Consider the following 20,333-nt stretch of genomic DNA (forward strand, 5'->3'; position numbering starts at 1 on the left):
TAGCAACACAAGAAATCATAATTTAGAGCTGCTAATGAATTTAGGATTCATTCAATATTCAAATACTACAGTTTTCTATAAAGATGGATTAAGTTTAATTTCACCCGCTGTAGCAAAAAACAAATCTGGTGGGTATTGGTTTGATTTACGTAAGGTTAACTTGGATAGGTTATCGTCTAGTGCATTTTTATTTGTTCGAATTGTCCCTGATTTTTTTGTGCTTGAGCCTTTAAATCAAGTTGATACTCTTGTAGCAACTGCTTTGATGGGTAATCGTCCGCATTCAGGTGATGTATGGGCTATTGGTATTGAATTAGAATTAGCAGAAATGGCTGCTCATTTATTTAATAAATCAGCTTCTCAAATTAAGTTGAAATGTAAATTGTTATCATTGGATGAAACAAAAATAGGCTTAAATTTACTAGGTAAATCTTTATAAAAACACAGGCTGAGTTTTGTTAAAGCGGTTCCCTAGCTCAACTTTAAAACCTATGGAGCCACGTAATGGGATATTACTTATCACCCAAGGCCGTAACCCGCAATGTATTTGTAGGGTGCACTCAAAGCGAAGTGCAGTGCGCCGTGTAAATTGGGCCCGGTCTATAATGTTCGACATTTTTTAAATTGTTAGCCCTGAGCTTAGCTGCCAATTACCAGTACTAGTTTATTGCCTATAATCTTACTCGCATACTGAATTGCCAGTTAGGTCCGTAGCTAAGTTGCCTTATCGGGCTCGTAGTTTCGGCTCGTTGGCTTAGGGGTAGGAATTTCCCGCGTGGGACTTTCTTTCTATGAATAGCCGGAAATCCAGTTGTGCAAAGAAGGCCGCATCGCTTTGCCTATTTTTTGCTTTTTGGTGTGCTTTATCCGCCCTGTGAACGTGTTTTGTTTAAGCGGGCTGGCTTGGAGATAGGGGGATTTGTTTGAGTATTAAACTATATAAGTGCTGGCAATAAGCAATACTGGCTTGATATTTAATTAAGCCAGTATTGCCTGTTTCAATTAGCCATTCACTGCGGTTCTGGCTTTATCTTTGGTTGACCAAATGCGGTAACGTAATTCCACGTCTTCAGGGACATAAATAACCATGGGCAATTTATCGTTATAGCGGTATAGCTCTTCCGAATTTATCGTAACAAAAGCCTGTTTTTTAGGTGCATTCGGAGGGCATGCCATCATGGTGCTGATGCCTGGCTCAATTTTTGGCAATACCCAATAATCATATCCCCAGCCCTGAGCGGTTTCTTTTTTTAACTGGCCGCCCAGGCTTTTGGTATTGCAATTTACTTCCATCATTTTTCCAGGTAATAACTGCACCCGGTAAAATTCTGGGTTTTTAACTTTAGGCAGTTGAATGACTTTGCGAACAAAGCCCGCTTCCGGCGCAGGAAATGCTTTCATCGGGTCTGGTGTTGCGGCAAAGGTGCTGGTGCAGGCAAGGGCGGTAAGGATAGCTAGCTTAAGTTTCATCTGATTTTTCCTTCATCGTTTTGGTATGCAATCTGCAAGATGGGCCTAGTGGAGAGGGAATGATAAGGATGATATCTGTTAAAGAGTAGCAACTATTTACAGAAAATTAATAATGATGATTGTATTTTTTATGCGGGAAAATATTAATTAATATTAATTTTAACTGCTATATCTTCCGGCTTTATTTTAGCTTATAGGATTGTGGTGAGATTAACATACTCACTTGTTATTACTCACCATACAAAAACAGCGTGTAGCTTTTAGGCAAAGCAATTTGGAAAAAATAGATGCCCATGAAAAATACGGACAAAACCAGAGGTATCATTTCCAATGCGCTGATTTTTTCCATGCAACTTTGTGTTTTTTGTGGCTCAAGATTTGGTTTTCTGTGTGTACCGGTGTTTTTCTATTTTTTTATCCAGCCATCCCAAGCTGGTGGCTCGCTTATACGCGCGGCTAAAAAGTTAATAAAGCTGCGGATTTTGGCAGAGAGGTGGCGGTGGCTGGGGTAGAGGGCGTAGAGGGTGAGCTCTGGCGTGGCGTAATCGGGCAGCAGGATTTCCAGCACGCCTTGGCTTAAGTCTTCACCAATTAAAAAGCTAGGCTCACAAATAATGCCTTCCCCGGCAAGGGCGGCACGGCGCAGCAGATCGCCATTATTGACGCGAAAATGCCCGCCCACTTTTGCCGTGATATCGCCATCCGCTCCGCTAAAATCCCACTCGCCACGGCGGCTGCTATTGGTGTAAGTCAGGCAGTTATGGTTGGCTAAATCCGCCGGAGTAAGCGGGCGGCCATACCGGGCCAGATAGCTTGGCGCTGCCGCTGCGACAATACGATGGCTACGCAAGAAAGGAAGGTCTGGCGGGACGCCCGCACTTAAATTAACGTGCCGGAGGCACAAAAAAGGGGCTGCGTAAGTTTATTTCTGTAATTGCTTAGTCCATTTCTGCAGCGCCACCATCTGGCCCGCTACATTTTTGCTGATGGCTTCATCAATCACATTGCCATTGGCATCAAAGCCACCCGCAAAGGCGTTGGCAAAGACTTCAGGTTTGGCAAGCGGATGCAGGTTTACAAACACGCAGACCTGGCGCAAATGGTATTGCGAGCGGGAAGAACCCATGCCGCCTGCCGCACCTAAAATGGCGACAGGCTTGCCGTTGAGCGCCTTGTTATCGGCTTCGCGCGATGCCCAGTCAATCACGTTTTTAAGGGCAGGGGCCAGGGAGTAGTTGTATTCGGGGCAAGCGAGTACCAGCGCGTCGGCTGCCGCAATTTTAGCCAGCAGCTCAATTAGCACTGCAGGGCGATCATTTGCTGCAATATCACCGTTATAAAGAGGAATTGCTGAGATATCGACGATTTCTAATTCCATGCCGACAGGTAAATTGGCTTTGGCACAGCGCAGCAGGCCGCTATTGGTTGATGCTTTACGTAAGCTGCCAGAAATTCCGATTGCTTTAATGGTCATCTATGGTGTCTCTTAAAAAGTATTGATCAGTGTCGTAATGCGTGTATTTTATACGCCAGCCCTCAGGCTGGCATCATATGGTACTGCCTGCCCTGGATGCGGGGTGAAGCCTGCTGGTTAAATTTAAGGCGCAATATGGTTTTTATATAATTTATTGTATTCGGATTCGCCAAAATATTTAATATATTCCTGCGTGGCAAAGGCATCCATAGTGCCGGAGATATAATCGGTAATCAGGCGGATTCTGTTTTCCTTGCCAACACGGTAGCGTAATTCGGCAGGGAATAATTGCAGGTCCGGATTATATTGCTCATCCGAATAAACCTGAAACAAGCCGCGAATAATATTTTCACCACGTTTTTCATATTGCAAAATGCTTTTCTTTTTAAGAATCATTTTAGATAAAACATTTTTCAGGCCCGCTGCCAGCTTGGCGTGGTGCTGATAGCCAATTTCATCCACACCATTATTATTAACTACGGCAATATCTTTACACAGGGTGTTGATAATGGTGGAAGTGAGCTCTTTAATAAAAATATAAGAGTATTCCTCAGAAGTGCGCATTAAATAAGCGTCCCCGGCTTCTTTCTGGCAGGCTTCAATAATCTCTTTAAAGGAGTCATAGGCATCGCTGTATTTATCACTGATTTTAAAAGCGTAAAGTAGCTCGCCCATATCCACCATATCGGCATTAATGGCGTCTTCTAAATCATGCGCAGCATAGGCAATTTCATCTGCAATATCCATAATTTGCGCGTCTATGCTTTTGGTATCGGTAATATTGTTTTTATCTAATTGTTCTTTTAAAAAACTATAATTATCATCGTAAAGAAATTTATTCGGGTTTTCTGCCGAGGTATGAAAATATTTAATCGTGCCCCAGATGGTGCGCAGGGTTAAATTAAGGCCGGAGTAATGAATACTTTTGGTTTCTAAATTATGCACAATTCTGAATGCCTGTGCATTACCTTCGTAGCCGCCTACTTCTTTAGACAGCGAATGCAAAATTCGCTCGCCGTGATGGCCAAATGGCGGATTGCCAATGTCATGAATCAGCGCACAGGTTTCGGTAACGGCAGGGTGCTTCAGGCCCAGATCCATGGCAATGCTGCGGGCGATTTGAGCTACTTCCAGGCTATGCGTCAGCCGGTTGCGGCTAAATTTGGTGTTGTTCACGCTAAGCAGCTGCATCTTGCCTTGCAGGCGGCGAAAGGACGAGCAATATAAAACGCGGGCGTAATCGCGCATATAGTTATCACGATCCCGGCCATCCATGCTCTTTTCGGCGTGGAAGCGGTAGGCCATTTTTTCGGCTTCATTCTCTTTATGCTGCGCAAATTCCAGTGTTTGGGCTGAGTACATGGGGCTCCTAAAGTGGTGCAATCTCAGGCTGAGCATCAGCCGGGATGTCTGAATTTGTAGGGTGATGACAGCGTGTATATTTTTAGAGCCGAAGGCCTCTATCCCCAGCCAAGATTACCACGCTGTAACTGCTATTTACCCAAGATCTGTATTTTACATCCTTTGATGGCGATGGCCTGAGTATTACTTATGGGGTAGAGGTCTATTTTTTCATTGTAGTTTTTAATAATTGTCGAAACTATTTCTTTGAATGGAAAATTAGTGTGGTGCGGCAAGGGGTAAATATCCACTGCAGCTAATGAGGAGAAAGATTTCAGCTCTGGTGCTGCCCCAGCATCATCCATATCACTCACGTATTCAATATCTGGAGATAAAATTATGGAGCCGGCTGATTCACCAATATATAGTTTTCCTGCAAGGATTTGTTTAGTTAAAATTTTATCGGCACCTGTTCTTTTTAATTCCTGAAGCAGAAAAAAAGCATTGCCACCTGTAATATAAATATAATCGTTGCCTATTAGTTTCTTTGATATTTCTTCTATCGTAGCGCTTGAAATTTCAAGCTCATCTACAATTAACCCGCATTTTTCGAGTGCTTTTTTACCCGAATTGACATAAAACGTGATGGTTTCCGGAATACTTGCTGTAGGGATAAATGTGACAGTTTTACCTTTACAATCATGATTGGTAAATTGTAGAAACAAATCAGTCACATCTGGGAATGATGATGATAAAAATAAATTTTTCATTGATAAACCTCAATAAAACTATTAGTATTGCCCGATTGAAGTATTAATGAGCAGGTGCTTTGTTTTATGTATTTTAGCACGCTGGTTTAGGTCGATGCCATATTGGCCCAATATTCTATTTAATTAAAAATTGGTAGATTACGTAAAGGTGATGTGCTTTTGTCTAACCCTTCTTGCGAAACCATATGATATTTGTTTTTGATATGAACTAAACAAATTATTAGCCACGATGATTGCATAGGCTATTTATAAGAGCCAATCCTATTAACTTAAGAACGGCAGCGCTTTCGCGGCTAAAGCCGCTCCTACGAAAAACAGAAAGCCTTTGTGTTGCGCTTAAGTTGATAGGATTGTTTTAAGATTTCCCTTGAAGCCGCGATACGAGGAATAAGCGGGGCGGGGTAGTCGTCAATTTGTGTTTGAGCGAATTGAATTGACGCCGCCTCGATTATCCGCAGTAAGGGGGGGGTCAAGGGGGGGCCTTCTTTGCGTATTATGATCTTTGGCGAAGTAAGCAAGTAATAAGCCCCACGCGGGGGATCCCCGCGCCAAAATTAACGTGCCGCAGGCACTAGAATAAGAAGTTACCCAAGGCGCAGACGAAGAACCGCTGCAGGCTCAAACTCCCCTCCTATATACATCAACATTCCAGCTCCCCAAACTGGCATCTAAAGTCAGTTTCAGGCAGACTGCCCGTACTATTGTTGATTTCCCTGAAGTGATCCCCGCGTGAATAAATACAGCCAGATTTTTGCCGATATCGTTGCGGATATTGATAATCAGCGTTTGCAAAAAGGCGAAAAAATTCCTTCCGAATCAGAGCTGATGAATAGCTATGCGGCAAGCCGGGGCACGGTGCGTAAGGCAGTGGATCAGTTGCAGGAGCGCGGCTATGTGCAAAAAATCCATGGTAAGGGGGTGTTTGTTTTAAAGCCGGGCAATATCGAATTTCAACTTAGCGGCATTGTCAGCTTTAAAGAGTCTTACGAGCGTTTAGGGCGGGGAGTAACGACGCAGATTGCCGGTTTTCAATCGGTTAGTGCGGATAAAACGTTGGCTAAGCTATTGCAAGTGCCGGAAAAAACCGAGCTGGTACGCATTAAGCGGGTGCGTAATATCGATGGCGAGAATGTGATTCTGGATATTAACTATTTCGTGGCCGAGCTGATTCCCGGCCTTACGCCGCAAATTGCGCAAAATTCGATTTATGAGTACATAGAGAAGGTGCTTAAGCTCAATATCTGTTATGCCCAGAGGGTGTTTGAAGCCCAGCCCTGCATTGAAGATGATCGCCGTTATCTGGATTTAAATGGCATGGATCATGTAATTGTGGTGAAAAACCATACCCATTTATACGATGGCCGCCAGTTTGAATATACGGAATCCCGGCACCGGCTGGATAAATTCTTTTTCTCTGATATTGCGCGGCGTTAATAGGCCAGATTTGACCCCGCTCATTTAAGCGTGGCTTGTGCTTTGTACTTAAATGTATCGGGATGCGGGTCGTATTTTTTAATAAACCGGCGGGCTCAAGGGCTTTTCTGATGCTCTATAGAAAACAGGGGCGGGTGCAAACCGCCACCTTGTCGTTTATTAGGCTGCCTGCATCACCGCTTCAACCTCTTCTGCTGTGCGTGCAATATGCGGGCCCAGAATGCGGCTACCGGTGGTCGTGATCAGCACATTGTCTTCGATACGGATGCCGCCAAAGTCTTTGTATTCGCTAAATTTGGCGTAATTGATCATCTCGCCGTGGCGGCCTTCTGCCTGCCAGGCGTCGATCAGGGCGGGGATAAAGTAGATGCCGGGCTCTACCGTAATCACCATGCCGGCTTTCAATGGTTTGCCTAAGCGTAAATAGCCCATGCCAAACAGCGTGCTGCGCTCTACACCTTCGCCATAGCCGACCAGGTTTTCACCCAGGCTTTCCATATCATGTACATCCAGGCCAATCTGGTGGCCAAGGCCGTGCGGGAAGGCGATGGCGTAAGCGCCGGATTCTACAATTGCATCCGCATCGCCTTTAAAGAAGCCCAGCTTGCTCATGGCTTTCACCATGACTTTGGCGGCCAGTTTATGCGCTGCCAGATAAGGCAGGCCGGGCTTTAGTGCAGCAATGGCTTCGGTTTGCATGGCCAGCACCGCATCATACAATTGGCGCTGGCGCGGGCTGAATTTGCCGCCCACCGGAATGGTACGGGTGATATCGCTGGCATAGCCACCAGCCGATGTTGCACCGGTGTCGTTCAGGACCAGATCGCCTGCCTGCAGGACCTGATGATGATGATGGTTATGCAGTACTTCGCCGTTTCTGGAGAAAATACTCGGGTAGGCCAGTTGTAAATCATGACTGCGGACAATGCCTTCCATTAAACCCACAACCTGATGCTCCAGCACGGTAGCGTGTGATGCACGCATCGCGGCGTGGTGTACATCACGGGTAATGGCCAGCACTTTTTCCATTTCGGCGATTTCTTCCGCTGATTTAATTTCACGTTGTGCAATCACGGCGTGGGTTAGGGCGCTTGAAAAGCCTGCTTTTACTTTTGAGCTGTCGGTGCTTAATAGCTTAGACAGCTCCAGAATCGTTTCACCACGATAGGGGGCTAAATATTGTACGGCAATACCGGCGGCTTGCGCAGCTGCCAGCGCTTCACCGAGTTTTGTGTAAGGCTGGCTTTGGGTAATGCCTGCTGCGGCTGCGCGCTCGCTTAAGGATGGCTGCGGGCCGGTCCATACGATATCGGCCACTTCCGGCTCATTGCCAAACAGGGTTACCACATCATTGGCGGTATCGATCAGGCCGGCAAGGCCCGGCTCGTTCAGACCGAAGTAGTAGCGAAAGCTGCTGTCCTGAATAAACGGGAAAATATTATCCGAGTAATTCATGGGCGAATCGACGTTGCCTAGCAGCAAAATCAGGCTATCTGGCAAGCTGGCAGAAAGAGTGGCGCGGCGCTGGCGATAGATTTCGGGCTGGAACATAGCATTTTTCCGTTGAAAGTATGGGGCATATCTTTGTTGAAAGAGCGCCCTTTGTAAATGGGCGAATGTGGTATATGAAAATAACCTGCGCGTGATTTTTGAAGTTTTTGCTGTGCTGGCCTGTTTAAATTAAGGTGCGTGGCTGGCGAGTTGTCTGAGCAAATTACTTTGGTTTGCCGGTCAATGCTTATCCATGCATATGCCCGGCATTGGGCTGCATCTCGTGGCTATCTGACAAAATTGTTTTGATTGTGATATAAGTTAATGCTCATGGTATTAAATTTGATAGATAGTATTTGCGGGGGATATCTATGAAAGAAAATATAATCAGATTCTCCTGTTTGGGGCTGATAATTTTTGCTGCACCTGCAATGGCCGCTACATTAGAGTTGGTGACTTTGCAATATCCTCCCTATCAGTATGAAGAAAATGGCCAGATTAAGGGGCTTGTTGTAGACATTGTAAAAGAAGTTTTTCGCCGCATGCAGCAGCCTGTGAACATTACTTTAATGCCCTGGACCCGATCAATTAAAATGATTGAAGACGGCACTGCCGATGCCGTTTTTACTGCATATAAAACGGCTGACAGGGAAGTATTTGCTGATTACTCTAAAGAAGTACTTATGCCTCAGGCTGTTTCATTTTTTGTTTTGAGTGAATCAAATATTAAATTTGATGGTGATTTACAAAAGCTGGCTAATTATAGTTTTGGTGTGGTCAATAAGATAAGCTATGGTGATGTTTTTGATTCTGCTGTAAAAAATAAAATAATTAAAATGCCGGACATTACTTATACCGGAGAGCAGAATATAGATAAATTATTAGCTAAGCGTTTTGATATTTTAGTCAGCAATAAATATGGTGCACTGGATATTTTAAAAAATAAAAGAGTTCTCCATAAAGTTAAAGCTCTTTCTCCGGTGCTGCAAACTATTCCAAGTTATATAGCTTTTTCTAAAAAAAGAAAGCTTAGTTTGATTCGTGATAAATTTGACGAGATTTTACTTTCCATGAAAAAAGATGGCAGTTATGAAAGAATCATGGCTATCCAGAATAAAATGGAATTTAAAAATAAGTAAAAATACAGGGCATCAGCGTGGCCAGGTGATGTTTTTGTTTGGATTGATTTATATCAATTGCTGTTTTGATAACTGGATCCGCTTACGGCCATTCGTTAAATACCCATATAAAAAACGGGAAGCTCAGGCCTCCCGTTTTATTTCAAATTATCAATACCGGTAATGCGCTGGTTTATATGGCCCTTGTTTGGGGACGTCGATGTAAGCGGCTTGCTCATCGGTCAGCTCCGTGAGTGCTGCGCCGATCTTTTTCAGGTGTAAACGGGCGACCATTTCATCCAGATGCTTAGGTAGCACGTAAACGCCAACCGGGTATTGCTCGGTTTTGCTAAATAGCTCGATTTGTGCCAGCACCTGATTGGTAAAAGAGTTAGACATTACAAAGCTGGGGTGGCCCGTGGCGCAGCCCAGATTCACCAAGCGCCCTTCGGCCAGCAGGATGATGCGTTTGCCATCAGGGAAAATAATATGATCAACCTGCGGTTTGACGTTTTCCCATTTGTACTGGCGTACGGATGCCACCTGAATTTCGCTGTCAAAGTGGCCGATATTGCAGACAATAGCGTTATTGCGCATTTTAATCATATGCTCGTGCGTAATCACGGCCACATTGCCAGTGGTGGTGACAAAGATATCACCCTGATCGCAAATGCTGTCCATTGTCACCACTCGGTAACCTTCCATCGCCGCTTGCAACGCGCAAATCGGGTCGATTTCGGTCACGTAAACGGTAGCTCCCAGGCCGCGCAGGCTTTGAGCGCAGCCCTTACCTACATCACCATAGCCTAGAATCACGGCGGCTTTGCCAGCAATCATCACATCGGTGGCGCGTTTAATGCCATCAACCAGCGACTCCCGGCAGCCGTAGAGGTTGTCGAATTTAGATTTGGTGACGGCGTCGTTAACATTAATTGCAGGGAATGAAAGGCGGCCTTCGCCATGCATTTTATACAGGCGGTGTACGCCGGTGGTGGTTTCCTCCGTTACGCCTTTGATGTAGGAAAGGCGGGTGGAATACCACTTAGGATCTTTTGCCAGCGTGGCTTTGATTGAGGCAAACAGTACGATTTCTTCCTCATTACCTGGCGCAGAAATCACCGAAAGGTCGGTTTCAGCACGCGCGCCAAGGTGTAGCAAAATGGTGGCATCGCCACCGTCATCCAGAATCATATTGGCGTACTGATTCTTGGGGAAATCAAAAATACGGTGAGTAAAATCCCAGTATTCTTCGAGTGTTTCACCCTTATGGGCAAATACGGACGTGCCTGCTGCGGCAATGGCCGCAGCGGCGTGGTCCTGCGTAGAGAATATATTGCACGATACCCAGCGCACCTCGGCACCTAAGGCTTGTAGTGATTCGATCAGTACGGCAGTCTGGATGGTCATATGGATGGAGCCCGCAATACGGGCCCCTTTAAGCGGCTGGGCTTTGGCGTATTCTGTTCGTACAGACATCAGGCCCGGCATTTCTGTTTCTGCTATACGAATTTCTTTACGGCCCCAATCTGCCAAAGATAGGTCAGCAACTTTAAAATCAGGATTTGCCACAGTGGTGATTCCTCTCTGTGGCCGGGCCGGCATCTCCAACACGCATGCCGTACCCGGCGCGGGTTTACAGGAGAGCGCAGTTAAGAAATTCGAGCCTAGCCCCTTAGGGTTGCAGCGCCCCTCGAATGTGCTTTCAGTATAGTACTAAGAATCTGATGATTGTCTTGTTCATAATGTAGTACTTGCTTACATTGCGAGTTGGTAGCAAATGAGAAACAATGTGTTGCATTTCTTATATGATATTTAAAGTAGATTAAGACATATTCTAAGTTTGATTTGTGGTTCAGGCTTATTCACCAAGGTTTTGGAATGAAACTAAAAATAAGCGCTAGCTTGATCTTGGTCCTTGCTTTAAGTGCTTGCGGATCAATGCGTCAGTATCAGGCCGAATCCCAGGGGGTCATTGATTTTTCCCGTGCAGGTAAGCCAGATAGTGCTTTGGCAGTATTGGAGTCGAATAACAGCGATAAAGACCTGCTGTATTTTCTGGAAAAGGGCCAGCTATTACAGCTTAAAAATGACTGGTCTGGCAGCAGCAGTGCCTGGCTGAAGGCCGACGCCAAAATTCATGATTGGGAAAACACCGCTAAAAACTCGCCGGACAAATTATTGGGAGAGGTGGGGAGCTTTTTAATCAATGATAAAACCCGCCGCTATGATGGCTACGATTATGAAAAAGTACTGCTGTCCACCTTGCTGGCCATGAATCATGCCGCCTCAGGTGATTGGGGTAATGCGCGGGTTGAGGTCAAAAAAACGCATGAGCGTGAAGCGATCATTGCAGAATTTCGCTCGCGTGCTTATGAAAAAGATGAAGCCGAAGCCAGAAGCCGGGGCGTGCAAACGACATTTAAAGATTTAAGAGGTTATCCAACCGAAACTCTGGATGATCCTGATGTTCTGGCCTTAAAAAATAGCTACCAAAATGCGTTTAGCCATTACTTAGCAGCTTTTGTTTACGAGGCGCTGGGTGAAAAAAGCCTGGCCGCGCCGGGGTATCGTAAGGCGATCGAGTTGCAGCCTAATACCAAAGTTTTAGAAGACAGCTTAGCGCAGCTCGATAGCAAAACTGCCAAGCATGGCATGAGCGAGGTGCTGTTTGTGGTGAGCTCGGGCCTTGCACCGCTACGTAAATCGGTCAGCCTGCCCCTGCCGGTTTACCGGGCGGGCTTAACGGCGATGTCTTTTCCTGTTATTCGCTCCGGCAATGATTTTGCACCATCGCAGCTTAAATTAGATGGGCGTTTTGTGCCGGTTAGCGCCATCGCCAGTGTGGATGCAATGAGCCGCCGCGCACTGCGTGACGATATGCCGGGCATTATTTTACGCTCTACTGTTCGTGCGTTAAGTAGGGGTGTCGCCCAGAAACAGTTAAACGACAGAGATAATAACGCCAGTGCAATTGCCAGCTTAGTGCTTGGGCTGGTTAGTGTCATTACCGAGCAGGCCGATGAGCGTACCTGGAGCACCCTGCCCGCACAAATTGCTATTGTGCGGGCATCTTTGCCGCAAGGGATGCATAAAGTACTGGTGCCGACATTACAGGGGCAGGAAGCTTTTGACTTTAAAGCCAGCAGCCCCTACCAGATTGTGCCGATTCGGGTGATGGGCAATCAGGTGTATTTTGGTCAGACAGGCTTAGCGCCTGTAATTTTAAATACCGCAGTAACAGAGAGTGCGGACGCGGTGATTCAGCCTGAAAAGGCCAAGAAATAAATCATCGTATTTTCTACTTTGAATAAAAAAGGAATCAGCATGAAAAAGTATTTTGCCCGTAGCGTGTTACTGGCGGCCATTTTAGGATTTTCGGCCATCGCTCAAGCAGCCCCGATTTCCCTCGCTGATCGGATCGAGCAGCTGGGTGAAATGAAATACATCAAGCTAACCGGTGGGCGCACTGCACAACGCAATGGCCTGTTGGCGGTACAGCTGGAAATGCACAATCAGGATAAGAGTGATCAGCAGCTTTATTATCGTTTTCGCTGGCTGGATGATGCAGGTTTTGTAGTGGGGGGAGAAGAAGTCTGGAAGCCACTTAAATTTATTGGGCTACAAAAACAAATTATTGACACTATTGCCCCTGTGCCCAATGCGGTGGATTTCAAAATGGAAGTCAACAGCCCGGAAAACACTGGCTCAGCGCCTGCAGCCAAGTAATTATTTAAAGGAATAAATCAATGAAAACGACGAAACAAGCATTAAAGCTGAGTGCGGCATTGGCTGCGGTATTACTTGCTACAGGCTGCGCATCCAGCTCATCGCCTACTGTGGGCAGTGGTGATGTGGTTTATGGCGATAGTAAGGCAATAGAAACGGTAACGAATGAATTTGGCTCTACCGATTTGCAAATGATTTCAGAATCAATGGCACGCTCTTTAATGCAGCATCCGTCAATGGCAGAACGCCCTTTAATTGTGGTAGCCGAAGTTAAAAATAAAACCACGGAATATATTGATACCCGAAATATTACAAATAGCATGAAAACGCAGCTGATGAAAAGCGGTGCTAAATTTGTAACTGACAGCAGCACGTTAGATGCCCAGGTTGAAGAAATTCGCCGTCAGACTGAAAGCGGACTTTATAAAAATAAAGTTAAAGTTGGCCAAATGAAGGGCGCTAAATATTTATTAACTGGCGAAATTACTTCGATTGTTAAAAAAAGCGATAGTACCAAAGATGTTTATTATAAATTCACACTGATTTTGAAGAATATTGAAGAGGGTGTGGATGAATGGCAGGATGAAAAAGAGATCCGCAAAACATCCAAGCGTTAAGTTACTGAGGAGTATGTTTTCTTATACCCGCGCGGTGCGTTGAAATAAATGCATTGTTGTATTCAAGGCGTGGGCAAGACAATGCCTTGCCCACACTGTATTACTCGCTGTCCGCTTTTTTCTGCGGATTAATTCTGGTTACTAAGAGCTGGTCGATCCGGTAATTATCAATGTCGACCACTTCAAATTTATAATCACCAAAAATTAATAATTCTGCTTTTTTTGGAATGCGTTTTAGCATGTACATCATAAAACCGGCAATCGTTTCGTAATTCTCTTCATCTTTTAATTCATCAATATCCAGTGCTTTTTTTACGTCTTCAATTGGCGTAACCCCATCAACCAGCCATGAGCTTTCATCTCGCTGCACAATCTGATCGGCTCCGGGGTCTACCATGCTGCCCATTAGTTGAATGGTGACATCATTTAGCGTAATAATTCCAACCACCAGGGCGTATTCATTCAAAATAACGGCAAAGTCTTCGCGCGCTTCTTTAAATTGTTCAAGTACCTCGGATAAAGAAAGTGTGTCCGGAATCGTGAGTAATTTTCGATTACCGCATTGCTTCAAGCCTTCGAGTAAATTAATTTCCCCGCCCTGAAGTACTAATTGCAAAATATCTTTGGCATCAATATAGGCAAATACACTGTCAATACTGTTTTCACAAAGCAGAAACTTTGAATGTGGCTCGGCCAGCATTCTGGCTCGTATGGTTTCTTCGGCCTCATTAAGTGAAAAGAAAATAACGCTTTCGCGCGTCGTCATTACAGATGTAACGGTGCGTGTTTCCAGTTCAAATACATTTTCAATCAGATTGTGTTCTTTACGGCGTACCGTGCCCGCCATTGCGCCTGCATCTGCCATGGCTACAATATCATCGGTGGTAATTTCATCCCGGCGTACTGCGGGTAAATTGAAGGCGTTGAAAATCATATTGGCAATGCCATCAAAAATAAACACCAGCGGGCGCAGCAGGAAAATACAAAATAAAATGGGTGAAACTACATTGACTGCAGTGGCTTCCGGTACTGCCATGCCAATTCTTTTTGGAATTAAATCGGCAAACTGAATAAACAGCCCGGTTACTACAGTAAACGACATCAGAAAGCCTAGCGTTTCAGCTGTTTCTGCCTGTACACCAAATTGAATAAATAGTGCCTTAAAAACAGGCGAAAAGGCGGGTTCACCTAAAATACCGGCCAAAATTGCCACGGCATTCACACCGACTTGCACCACAGTGAAAAAATCTCCGGGCCGCTCCTGCAGGGCCAGCACCAGATCGGCGCGTTTATCGCCGTCTTCGCTCATTTGTTGCAGCTTGTGTTTGCGTGCTGCGGCAAGTGCAATTTCCGAAACCGAGAAAAGAGCGCTGATTAAAATAAGAATAAAAATAACAAGTAAGCCATTCATCATAATATGAAATCTCCTGCCGCTAGCTTAGCAGCTCGCCAGCTTGCAATGAAGTCTCTTTGAATGCAAAAACCTGCATAAAACAACAATATGGCGTTATTGTGCCGGGGTCGGCCGCCTTTCTTGGCAAAGTCTGCCGGGTTTGTGGATAAAAATGTGCCTGAAATAAACTGCATACGTCTGAAGGTAAAAGCTTGATTGGGCTGGATTTAAGCCGTAAAGCTATCAGGGTAGATCAGCTCTGAAAAACCCCGGATAGTTGATAAATAAAGTGAGACCCTGCAATAGCCTGATGCCTTTGCAGAAAGAATGATTTGTGAATTTGCCGAAGAAAAAGTGATGCTAAGCAACTCTGGAAGAATTTCAATCTTCGGTTTAATCTGAGCCTGAAGATGGAAAGCTGGAAAAAGGCGGCTAATTATTTAAAGCAGAAGTTTAATTAAAAGATGGAAAAATTGTTGAATGAGCAGAATGGCCTGATATGCATTAACCTGCATTAAAATACGGATGAGCTTTAGTTCATCCGTATTTTATAGAACAACTTTATTGTTTAATCATTTTTGCAACTTTTGCTTCAAATTCATCAAAGCGCTGTTTAAGGGCCTGCATTTCCGTGGCTTTTTCTGCTTTGCCCAGGAATGAATAACGAATGCTATTCATAGCGGTGTTTTTTAGCTCGTCATAAGATGGTTTGTAGCGGCTGGCGTAAAGCAGGTATTCGCTACTGAGATTATTGCGTGATACGCCCGGATCATCGCTGGAAATTATAAAAGGCACGCCATGGCGGCGGTAAACCTGAATTGGGTGTGCTTCGTTTTTTACCCCAAGAATAAATTCATTACTGGTGAGGTTAACTTCGACCGGAATGTCTTTTTCTTTCAGCTTTTTTAAAAGTAGATCGGCATTTTTTTCGTGGGTAATATCAATACCGTGGCCAATACGGTTTGCGCCTGCAATTTGCACTGCGTCGTTAATATGATTCTTTAATCCTTCTGGCGGCACCATGCCGAGTGCTAATTCTCCTGCATGCAGGGCGAGCTTGCTGTCGGGGTAGCGTTTTTTAAAGAATTTAAACATCTGCATATGCAGATCATAATCACGCATCGCAACGTGTTCATTTTCCGGCCCTACAATATTTACGGCCACAATCAGATTGCTGGCCTTATCGGCGGCAAAGGCGGAGTACATAGCGCTAAAGACCAGTGAAGGTGATAAATTACGTAATACATAGGCTTGCACACGTAATTTAAAATCGCTGCTATCAATGCCTTTTGCTGCGTCTTCCATGATTTTTACATAGGTACTGATTTGCTGCTGGCTGGTAGTATCTTGCGCCATAAAATCGGCATAGCGGGTAAAGATGGCTTCTGCATCTTTAGGGTTTTGTACCAGCTGATTTATTTTTTCGTCTAATTCTTTATTACTAATGCTGGGGGCCAGATCAACCATGGTTTCCAGATATTGTACGTTTTCTGCCTGTGCACGCTCTTTTAAAGATTGAAAACCTTCATTCATGGCATAGCTGGCAACAGGTATGAAATAGAAAAAGGTATTAAAGAAATTTTGATCGGGTGCGGGCTGATCGTGGCTATGATTGCTGAAATCCTTATCAGACCATTTTTTGAGTAATTCACGGTAGAAAGCATTGTTTTGCCGGGTTGCATCTGCGCTTAGGCAAATTTTGCTGCTTGCATCGCTTGGGCTGGTATTGATATGAAATTTCTGAGCATTCAGTGCGGCATTGTCTTCGCTATAAATACAAAACTTTTGCCGGCCTACCCATTCCAGATAAGTTTCAGCATAAATTGCACCGGAATAATGGTGGTGTAAATCAGCTCCTTTAGGCAGCATATTCATCAATAGTCCCAGCTCTGCAGTATTCGGAACAGGGGCGCTAATTAATTGAGAATAATATTGCTTGGTTTGTGCATAGTTATTATTAATATCTTTAGCGTGGCTGGCTCCGATGGCAAGCAGGCAGAGGGCAAGTAGTTTTGTTTTCATCTGGAGCATCTTTTATGAGTGAAATGCTAAATTATAAGCTGCAAAAAAAGAATAGATGAATAAGGTGTTAGATTGCTTGCAATTTTTGTAATTGGGGAGTTTTTAATTAGTGGCAATGTAGAGGGGGATAAAATGGTGCGATAAAAACGGCAATTATCTATTTAATGCCAGAACTGTTTTTTGATCTTTGAGAATAAGCAATAAAATCCGAATGCATTTGATTAAAAACTGAAACAGAATATTTAAGAAGTGCGGGCAAGCTAAGCAAGCTGCCCGCCACAGGCTTACATAAGCCCTTATTTCAAGCGATCGTAGCCTGGTAAAGTCAGAAATTCGACAAATTCTTCACTGGTGGTCAGCTCGTCAAACATGAGTGCAGCTTCGTCCAGCGTGCTGCTAAAGCGGCCGCTGGCATGAATTTTGGCGACTTCTTCGGGCAGCCACTGGCGAAATAGCGCTTTGCTGACTTTGCGGCCATCGTCCAGCACGCCTTTGGGAGATCTGATCCATTGCCAGATTTGCGAGCGACTGATTTCGGCGGTAGCTGCGTCTTCCATCAGATTGTGAATCGGTACGCAGCCAAGACCGGAAATCCACGCAGCTAAATACTGCACACCCACGCTGATATTGCCGCGCAAACCGGCTTCGGTGATGGGCGCTTCAGGCTGGAAATTCAGCAGGTCTTTTCCCGCCACGCTGACATCTGGGCGTTGCTTACCGATTTGATTGGGTTTGTCGCCAAGAATCGGGTCCCAGGCCGCCTGTGCAATGGTGACGAGACCCGGGTGAGCCACCCAGCCGCCATCGTAGCCATCATTGGCATCCCGCTCTTTATCCGTGCGTACTTGTTGCATGGCTTTTTCATTTGCCGCATCATCGTTTTTGATCGGGATTACGGCGCTCATGCCGCCCATTGCAGGAGCATTGCGGTGGTGGCAGGTTTTAATCAGCAGTAGGGAATAAGCGCGCATAAACGGCACGGTCATGGTGATTAAGCTGCGATTGGCTAGGCAGAAGTCTGTGTTGCTGCGGAACTTCTTGATGCAGCTAAAGATGTAATCCCAGCGGCCAGCATTCAGGCCTGCGGAGTGCTCACGCAGCTCGTAGAGGATTTCGTCCATTTCAAAGGCGGCCAAAATGGTTTCGATCAATACGGTACCCTTGATGCAGCCATGCGGCGCGGCCAGCTCTGCTTCGGCCCAGGTAAACACATCATTCCAGAGGCGAGCTTCTAAATGCGATTCCATTTTTGGCAGATAGAAATAACACGATGTGCCTTGGCTAAGGCGGTATTTCAGGTTGTGAAATACGGTAAGGCCAAAATCAAACAAGGAGCCTGCCATAATTTCGCCGTCAACTTCAACGTGCTTTTCCATTAAATGCCAGCCGCGCGGGCGCAGAACCAGCGTGGAAATTTTGTCATTTAATGTGTATTGCTTGCCATCGGCAGAGGTAAAAGATAGCTCTTTACGATAGGCGTCCTTTACATTGATCTGGCCTTCGATCTGGTTTTCCCAGGTTGGCGTATTGGAGTCTTCAAAGTCGGCCATAAACGATTTAGCGCCGGAATTAAGCGCATTAATCATCATCTTGCGCTCCACCGGGCCGGTGATTTCGGTGCGCCTGTCCTGCAGATCGGCGGGCAGGGCAGAGATGCTCCAGTTGCCGTCTCTGATGTGCTGGGTGTCAGGCAAAAAATCAGGTACTTCACCGGCATCCAGCCGTGCCTGGCGCTCAATGCGGGCCGCCATCAGCTCACGGCGGCGCGGCTCGAAGCTGCGATGCAGCTCGGCTAAAAAAGCCAGTGCATCGGGGGTAAGAATAGGGGCAAAAGCGGGGCTGATATGGCCGAGAACCCGAATACCTGCAAGCGTGGTTGTCATGGTTTATCCCTTAGCATTAGGGGGAAACCCAAGCCTTGAAACACAGAGGGCACGGAGAAAGCCAAGGGATGTTTGCCTCGGTGGTTCTCCGCGTTCTCCTTGCCTCCGTATTTAAAGACTTGGGTTTTGAGGCTTTAGTGGAACTGTTCTTCTTCGGTCGAGCCTTTGAGCGCTGTGGTAGAAGACTGGCCTTGCTGGATCACTTGGGTGACCGCATCAAAGTAGCCTGTGCCCACTTCACGCTGATGTTTCACCGCAGTAAAGCCACGGTCGGCTGCGGCGAATTCGGCTTCTTGCAGCTCTACAAAGGCACTCATGCCGCGGCGGGCGTAGCCGTGGGCCAGGTTAAACATGCCGTAGTTCAGTGCGTGAAAACCTGCCAGGGTAATAAACTGGAATTTGTAGCCCATCTTGCCAAGCTCTGCCTGGAAGGTTGCGATGGTGGCGTCGTCCAGGTTCTTTTTCCAGTTAAATGATGGCGAGCAGTTATAGGCCAGCAATTTACCCGGGAACTGGGTGTGAATGGCGGCTGCAAATTTACGTGCGTATTCCAGATCCGGCTTACCGGTTTCACACCATACCAAATCAGCATAAGGCGCGTAGGCGAGGCCACGGCTAATGGCTTGCTCCAGACCCGGCGTGGTTTTGTAAAAGCCTTCAGGGGTGCGCTCGCCTGTGCAATAGGGTTTGTCGTTGGCATCCACATCGGAGGTCAGCAAATCAGCGGCTTCGGCATCGGTACGCGCAACGATTAATGTTGGCACGCCCATGATGTCGGCGGCAAAACGCGCTGCAACCAGTTTTTCTACCGCTTCACGTGTTGGCACCAATACTTTGCCGCCCATATGGCCGCATTTTTTAACCGAGGCCAGCTGGTCTTCAAAGTGAACACCGGCGGCTCCCGCTTCGATCATGGATTTCATCAGCTCGTGTGCGTTTAGTACGCCGCCAAAGCCTGCTTCTGCATCGGCTACGATCGGTGCAAAGAAATCAATGCTGTCGTCGCCTTCGGCGTGATTGATCTGGTCAGCGCGGGTCAGTGCATTATTGATGCGGCGCACCACCAGTGGAACCGAATTTGCCGGATAAAGTGATTGGTCCGGATACATTTCACCGGCGATATTGGCATCCGCTGCGACTTGCCAGCCTGACAGGTAGATAGCTTTCAGGCCCGCTTTAATTTGCTGCATTGCCTGATTGCCGGTCAGGGCACCCAGTGCATGTACGTAGGGAGTTTCGTTCACTAAGGACCACAGCTTTTCTGCACCACGGCGGGCTAGTGTGTGCTCGACTTGCACATTGCCACGCAAGCGTTCAACGTCTGCGGCGGTATAAGGGCGGGTAATGCCTTTCCAGCGTGGATTAGTGTCCCAGTCTTGCTGGATAGCGGTGATTTTTAGATCCTTTGTGCTCATAACAATACTCCCTGAAGGGTGATGGGCTGCATCTTTATTTAAGTAAAGCATGTGGTCGTTGTGTTGCAGAATTATTTTGCAGTGCACCATCAGATTGTAGTCAGTAATGAAGGACTACATATTGGGACTTTCATGTACTTTTTTTAGTAAGTGTTTTTTAGCCAATAAATTGTAATTAA

General features: G+C 45.9%; 17 protein-coding genes and 1 riboswitch. Of the genes, 6 read left to right on the forward strand and 11 right to left on the reverse strand.

What is annotated here, in order from left to right; genetic code table 11:
- Window positions 1–34 precede the first annotated feature (34 nt).
- Window positions 35–439, forward strand: coding sequence for a hypothetical protein (locus EJO50_RS15955; protein WP_125975816.1), 405 nt, complete (start codon window positions 35–37; stop codon window positions 437–439).
- A gap of 563 nt (window positions 440–1,002) precedes the next feature.
- Here the strand turns inward: EJO50_RS15955 and eco are convergent.
- The 5 genes from eco to EJO50_RS15980 form a co-directional block, all read right to left on the reverse strand.
- Complete coding sequence (gene eco, locus EJO50_RS15960) at window positions 1,003–1,470, reverse strand: serine protease inhibitor ecotin (RefSeq protein WP_125975818.1); 468 nt, start codon at window positions 1,468–1,470, stop codon at window positions 1,003–1,005.
- A gap of 406 nt (window positions 1,471–1,876) precedes the next feature.
- A complete protein-coding gene (locus tag EJO50_RS15965; protein ID WP_164521534.1) occupies window positions 1,877–2,320 on the reverse strand; it encodes a substrate binding domain-containing protein in 444 nt (147 codons plus the stop codon).
- A 72-nt stretch (window positions 2,321–2,392) separates the two neighbouring features.
- A complete protein-coding gene (locus EJO50_RS15970; RefSeq protein ID WP_125975822.1) occupies window positions 2,393–2,944 on the reverse strand; it encodes an NADPH-dependent FMN reductase in 552 nt (183 codons plus the stop codon).
- 123 nt (window positions 2,945–3,067) lie between these two features.
- Window positions 3,068–4,306, reverse strand: a complete 1,239-nt coding sequence (dgt, locus tag EJO50_RS15975; RefSeq protein WP_125975824.1) for a dGTP triphosphohydrolase — start codon at window positions 4,304–4,306, stop codon at window positions 3,068–3,070.
- 131 nt (window positions 4,307–4,437) lie between these two features.
- Window positions 4,438–5,055: a Type 1 glutamine amidotransferase-like domain-containing protein gene (locus EJO50_RS15980; RefSeq protein WP_125975826.1), complete on the reverse strand. Its 618-nt coding sequence runs from the start codon at window positions 5,053–5,055 to the stop codon at window positions 4,438–4,440.
- A gap of 729 nt (window positions 5,056–5,784) precedes the next feature.
- On the opposite strand from EJO50_RS15980, the gene treR reads away from it, so the two are divergent.
- Window positions 5,785–6,489, forward strand: a complete 705-nt coding sequence (gene treR, locus EJO50_RS15985) for a trehalose operon repressor (protein ID WP_125975828.1) — start codon at window positions 5,785–5,787, stop codon at window positions 6,487–6,489.
- Window positions 6,490–6,648: 159 nt separating this feature from the next.
- Here treR and EJO50_RS15990 read toward each other — a convergent pair whose 3' ends face one another.
- Window positions 6,649–8,040 carry an aminopeptidase P family protein gene (locus EJO50_RS15990; protein WP_125975830.1) on the reverse strand — a complete coding sequence of 464 codons (1,392 nt, stop codon included), beginning with the start codon at window positions 8,038–8,040 and terminating at the stop codon, window positions 6,649–6,651.
- Between the two features lie 311 nt (window positions 8,041–8,351).
- On the opposite strand from EJO50_RS15990, the gene EJO50_RS15995 reads away from it, so the two are divergent.
- Window positions 8,352–9,119, forward strand: coding sequence for a substrate-binding periplasmic protein (locus tag EJO50_RS15995; protein WP_233702121.1), 768 nt, complete (start codon window positions 8,352–8,354; stop codon window positions 9,117–9,119).
- A gap of 150 nt (window positions 9,120–9,269) precedes the next feature.
- On the opposite strand, the gene ahcY is transcribed toward EJO50_RS15995, so the two are convergent.
- Window positions 9,270–10,667 carry an adenosylhomocysteinase gene (ahcY, locus tag EJO50_RS16000; protein ID WP_267900656.1) on the reverse strand — a complete coding sequence of 466 codons (1,398 nt, stop codon included), beginning with the start codon at window positions 10,665–10,667 and terminating at the stop codon, window positions 9,270–9,272.
- Between the two features lie 65 nt (window positions 10,668–10,732).
- Window positions 10,733–10,795, reverse strand: a riboswitch (S-adenosyl-L-homocysteine riboswitch).
- 181 nt (window positions 10,796–10,976) lie between these two features.
- On the opposite strand from ahcY, the gene EJO50_RS16005 reads away from it, so the two are divergent.
- Genes EJO50_RS16005 through lpoB form a run of 3 tightly spaced genes read left to right on the forward strand, consistent with a single transcriptional unit; the run spans window position 10,977 to window position 13,441 of the window.
- Window positions 10,977–12,383 (forward strand): COG3014 family protein, encoded by a 1,407-nt coding sequence (locus tag EJO50_RS16005; protein WP_125975832.1) that lies wholly within the window; start codon window positions 10,977–10,979, stop codon window positions 12,381–12,383.
- A gap of 39 nt (window positions 12,384–12,422) precedes the next feature.
- On the forward strand, window positions 12,423–12,824 hold the full coding sequence (locus tag EJO50_RS16010; RefSeq protein WP_125975834.1) for a YcfL family putative periplasmic lipoprotein: 402 nt from the start codon (window positions 12,423–12,425) through the stop codon (window positions 12,822–12,824).
- 20 nt (window positions 12,825–12,844) lie between these two features.
- Window positions 12,845–13,441, forward strand: coding sequence for a penicillin-binding protein activator LpoB (lpoB, locus tag EJO50_RS16015; protein ID WP_125975835.1), 597 nt, complete (start codon window positions 12,845–12,847; stop codon window positions 13,439–13,441).
- A gap of 100 nt (window positions 13,442–13,541) precedes the next feature.
- Here lpoB and paeA read toward each other — a convergent pair whose 3' ends face one another.
- From paeA to aceA, 4 genes are all read right to left on the reverse strand, one after another.
- A complete protein-coding gene (gene paeA, locus EJO50_RS16020; protein ID WP_125975837.1) occupies window positions 13,542–14,855 on the reverse strand; it encodes a polyamine export protein PaeA in 1,314 nt (437 codons plus the stop codon).
- 540 nt (window positions 14,856–15,395) lie between these two features.
- On the reverse strand, window positions 15,396–16,856 hold the full coding sequence (locus EJO50_RS16025; RefSeq protein ID WP_164521535.1) for an amidohydrolase family protein: 1,461 nt from the start codon (window positions 16,854–16,856) through the stop codon (window positions 15,396–15,398).
- Window positions 16,857–17,152: 296 nt separating this feature from the next.
- Window positions 17,153–18,739: a malate synthase A gene (gene aceB, locus EJO50_RS16030; protein WP_125975841.1), complete on the reverse strand. Its 1,587-nt coding sequence runs from the start codon at window positions 18,737–18,739 to the stop codon at window positions 17,153–17,155.
- A gap of 134 nt (window positions 18,740–18,873) precedes the next feature.
- Window positions 18,874–20,154, reverse strand: coding sequence for an isocitrate lyase (gene aceA, locus EJO50_RS16035; RefSeq protein WP_125975843.1), 1,281 nt, complete (start codon window positions 20,152–20,154; stop codon window positions 18,874–18,876).
- Window positions 20,155–20,333: the final 179 nt, after the last annotated feature.

The sequence above is a fragment of the Iodobacter ciconiae genome, from assembly GCF_003952345.1.
Lineage (GTDB): Bacteria > Pseudomonadota > Gammaproteobacteria > Burkholderiales > Chitinibacteraceae > Iodobacter > Iodobacter ciconiae.